Origin of the sequence: Bartonella sp. AP57NXGY, assembly GCF_042195805.1 — a bacterium.
Classification (GTDB): Bacteria; Pseudomonadota; Alphaproteobacteria; order Rhizobiales; family Rhizobiaceae; genus Bartonella.
This window is the reverse complement of the sequence record NZ_JBHIOZ010000016.1, coordinates 1-3,552: the sequence shown is the minus strand read 5'-3', so window position 1 is coordinate 3,552 and position 3,552 is coordinate 1. Positions and strand designations below refer to the sequence as shown.

Annotated in this window: 5 protein-coding genes and 1 pseudogene; 3 read left to right on the top strand and 3 right to left on the bottom strand. The window is 35.1% G+C overall.

Annotated features, from left to right (window positions below):
• Positions 1–225 precede the first annotated feature (225 nt).
• Positions 226–474 (top strand): annotated as a pseudogene (locus ACFIL8_RS03535) (Arm DNA-binding domain-containing protein); the annotation flags it as partial.
• Between the two features lie 135 nt (positions 475–609).
• On the opposite strand, the gene ACFIL8_RS03530 reads toward ACFIL8_RS03535, so the two are convergent.
• Both ACFIL8_RS03530 and ACFIL8_RS03525 read right to left on the bottom strand, forming a co-directional pair.
• Entirely contained in the window at positions 610–1,200 is a 591-nt protein-coding gene (locus ACFIL8_RS03530) for a Smr/MutS family protein (protein WP_375612824.1), read from the bottom strand.
• A gap of 52 nt (positions 1,201–1,252) precedes the next feature.
• Positions 1,253–1,945: a Tim44/TimA family putative adaptor protein gene (locus tag ACFIL8_RS03525; RefSeq protein WP_375612823.1), complete on the bottom strand. Its 693-nt coding sequence runs from the start codon at positions 1,943–1,945 to the stop codon at positions 1,253–1,255.
• A gap of 174 nt (positions 1,946–2,119) precedes the next feature.
• Between ACFIL8_RS03525 and ACFIL8_RS03520 the strand changes: the two genes are divergently transcribed.
• Positions 2,120–2,614, top strand: a complete 495-nt coding sequence (locus ACFIL8_RS03520) for an FxsA family protein (protein WP_375612822.1) — start codon at positions 2,120–2,122, stop codon at positions 2,612–2,614.
• A gap of 142 nt (positions 2,615–2,756) precedes the next feature.
• Entirely contained in the window at positions 2,757–3,233 is a 477-nt protein-coding gene (gene secB, locus ACFIL8_RS03515; RefSeq protein WP_375611417.1) for a protein-export chaperone SecB, read from the top strand.
• A 67-nt stretch (positions 3,234–3,300) separates the two neighbouring features.
• Here secB and ACFIL8_RS03510 read toward each other — a convergent pair.
• Positions 3,301–3,552, bottom strand: a 252-nt coding sequence (locus ACFIL8_RS03510) for a phosphate acyltransferase (RefSeq protein WP_375688932.1), incomplete at its 5' end; no start/stop codon positions are given.

Genomic DNA, 3,552 nt, shown 5'->3' with positions numbered 1-3,552 from the left:
ATAGAGTAATGCTGTGGTTTATAAAAATAATTTATCGCTTTGCAACCTGAATGAGATCCATTTATATCTCTCTCATTTTAAGTCCTCTTATATTGAATCAATCAAAATCTTTTGTTTGGGCGTCACGAGCGAGATGAGAACTGTGGAGAGTTAAAAACACTTAAAGAAAAGCATGCCTCTTATAAATGCTTTCAAGTGCCAAGGACTTAAAGGGTTGTTGCAACATTGGGAGATGGCAAAGTGTATGATGATGCCAGATTGCCCTTTTATTAAGTATAAAGATAGGGGGTGCTTCATGGATTTATCATTATACTCTTCACGGATGCCGTCGCAAAATAGGCTTGGGAGCGTTGAGAGATATTTCTTTAAAACAAGCCTGTGAATACATGCAATTCAATGTCATTCTGTTTTGCGTGAGGGATGTGCCCCGTTAAAGAATGCGATAAACAAAAGCGTGAAGCAATACGTAGAATGTAAAATAATATCTTTATAATTTTTTATAAAAAATTATAAAGAAGGGAATATTGTATTCAAGGCTCTTACGAAATATACAAAAACAATAAATTATAAGTATAAATAAATATAAAATCTAGAGCGACCACAATAACATCACTTTCCTTCTCCCGACACAAAACGGCGCAACCAAACATAAAGCGCACCTTCTCCGCCATGCTGACGCGCTGCTTGCTCAAACGCGTGGACATAATATCGAAAAGCTGGTGTTGATAACCAATACGGAACAAATCTATACAAAGCTCCATCGCTCCCAACGGATCGTCCTTTTCCTGTAATCACAAGGACATAACGCAATCCTCTCTGCTGAGAGGACTGTAGAAATTTTTTTAAGAAAAAATAAGCTTCTTCCTGTATATAACCATGGAGATCAAGACGCGCCTCAAGAGGACAACGACCTTGGGAAATTTTACGATATGCAACATGATCAAAGAAATGAATCTTTTGTGCTTGTGTAACTGACCTCTTTTCTCTTTTAATAATTGTCGAGGGTTGTTGATTTTCCTGAGACAATGAGGAGATTTGAGTTACAGGCTGTTTTTTATCATTAATATTTGCAATAGTTTCTGAAGCAGAAGAGAGCATCTTACCGTGAAGCGGTGTTATCGTACGACAAACCATCTCCCATAAAAGACGATCTTGTGAAGCCAATAAATCTCTTTTTTGTCTCCATTTACTTGAGGACATTTTAATTTCTCATAAATCATTGAATGCTTATGGAAGAAAAACAAAAAGTATTTTAATTTTCATTTTCTGTAGCAAAAAGCTTCCAGTTGGGATCTGACGATAAACTATTGCGAACAAAAGTCCAAATATCCCTGATTTCTACAATAGCATCAGGATCACCGTCTATACGCTCGCCCTGTTCATTATAAGTAACAGAAATCATCTCACTGACAATACGTATCGTTAAAAGTTCATCTTTTTCTTGTATTGCCGCCGCAACAAATTCGGCCTTATTAATTCCAACAAAAGTGAATTCTATTCTTTCTTTATTTTTTTCTCGTTGCTCAATAGCCATACAAAAGCTCTCAAAAACATCCTGACAAAGCAAGCTTTTAAGTTGATTGCGATCACCTTTGGCAAAAGCTGTTACAATCATTTCATACGCAATTTGTGCACCTTTTATAAAAAGTTGAGGAGAAAAATGAGGATCAATTCTATGAAATTCCCGCAAATTTTTATTCAAAACACTCCCCTCCGGTGAAATTTTATCAATTTCACTAAAGTCGTCTTTTTGTGAATTTTTCTGATGAGGGAACGAAACAATATTATCAGCCGTTTCTGCTTCAACTTGTTTTTTAGAACGTCGTGAATAAGGATCAAAGGGTGGCTTTTCAAACCCAATTCGTTTCCCTAATACATTACGGAGTTGCACAAAAATAACAACCATAACAACAAGAGCTATGACAAGTATAACGTCAAATTCCATAGGCGCTGTCAATCTCCAAAGCTTAAGTCTCTAATAAACATTGCAGTCAATACCATTTATCAATAAATATGTAAAATAAGGAATCTTATCATTCAAATATTTTTATAGATTTTGTATTTAAACGGAGTTCTCTTAAGAATTTCTCCCCCTACTCATCTAGAAGGAAACTTTCATGTGATAAAACTTTATTCTATAAATCCTCGTTTTTTTGTTGTTATCTTTCTTTGCATTCTTTTAATCGAGATTGCTGGTTTTATCTTTGTTGGTCAAGAAATTGGTATTTTGGCAACCTTGAGCTTGGTTATTCTCACAACCATAGTTGGGGTTGTTTTATTGCGAATTCAAGGGATTAGCCTCTTAAAAAATATACAAAATGAACTTATCCAAGGACGCACATTAGAGAATAATATTATTAATGATGCTTTCATCATGTTTAGTGCAATTTTACTTATTCTTCCCGGCTTTGTAACTGACCTTTTGGGAATATTACTTCTTATTAAACCAATTCGCTCTGTTGCTTGGCATTTCTTTGCATCATTAAAAAACAAAATGAATCCCAATACTAAAAGAAAAAATGACTCTGAAAAAATAATTGATCTAAAAGCAGAAGATTACACAATTCATGATACGACAGAATCTCCATGGCGCAAAAATGATGATAACCATTGAAATGCCTAAAAAATCTGTAACAAACTAAAAAAATATTCAAGATAAAGAGCGCATTTCTTGCAACCTTTTGCAAGGCGTGATAACCAATCTGGTCTTTAGATCTAAAATAAATATACATATTATAATGGAAGAGGTTTGTCGTATGGCCGAAGATGAAATGAATAACAGTGGTGGAGAGCCGGTTTTTGCTGTATTAACTCAATATTTAAAAGATTTATCATTCGAAAACCCTGGTGCTCCTCGTTCATTACGTGCACGTGAAAAATCACCACAAATTGATATCAATATTAACGTCAATGCTAACCCAATTGGTGATGACAATTATGATGTCGTTTTGTCTCTCTCCGTCAAAGCCAATGATGAAACTGAAACCTTATTTCATGTAGAACTTATTTACGGTGGTGTTTTTCACCTTAAAAACATTCCACAAGAACATGTTATGCCACTGGTCTTTATTGAATGTCCCCGTCTTTTATTTCCATTTGCTCGCCAAATTATATCTGATGCTACTCAAAGTGGTGGTTTTCCACCTTTGTGGATTGATCCTATTGATTTTGCAGCACTCTTCCAAAAGCGTCTTTCTGAAGAGCAAAAAGACAATCAAATACAGCCCTCTTAAAAAATTTATTTTTTTGCTATCAAAAAGCCCCTTGATATATTATTGGTATATTAGGGGCTTTTTTCCTTTAGACGACTTTTGCGGCATGATAAGCCGCAAGCATTGCAATATTGACAACATCTGTATCGCTCCCACTAAACGGTACAATTTGGACAGATTTTTCCAATCCAATTAAAATAGGACCAATGATAGTTGCTTCACCGAGTTCTTGTAACATTTTGCTTGCAATGGAAGATGCGTGATATCCAGGCATAACCAAAATGTTAGCAGGCTCCGTTAATCCCATAAATGGATATTGCTGCATCAATTTGGAATTGAG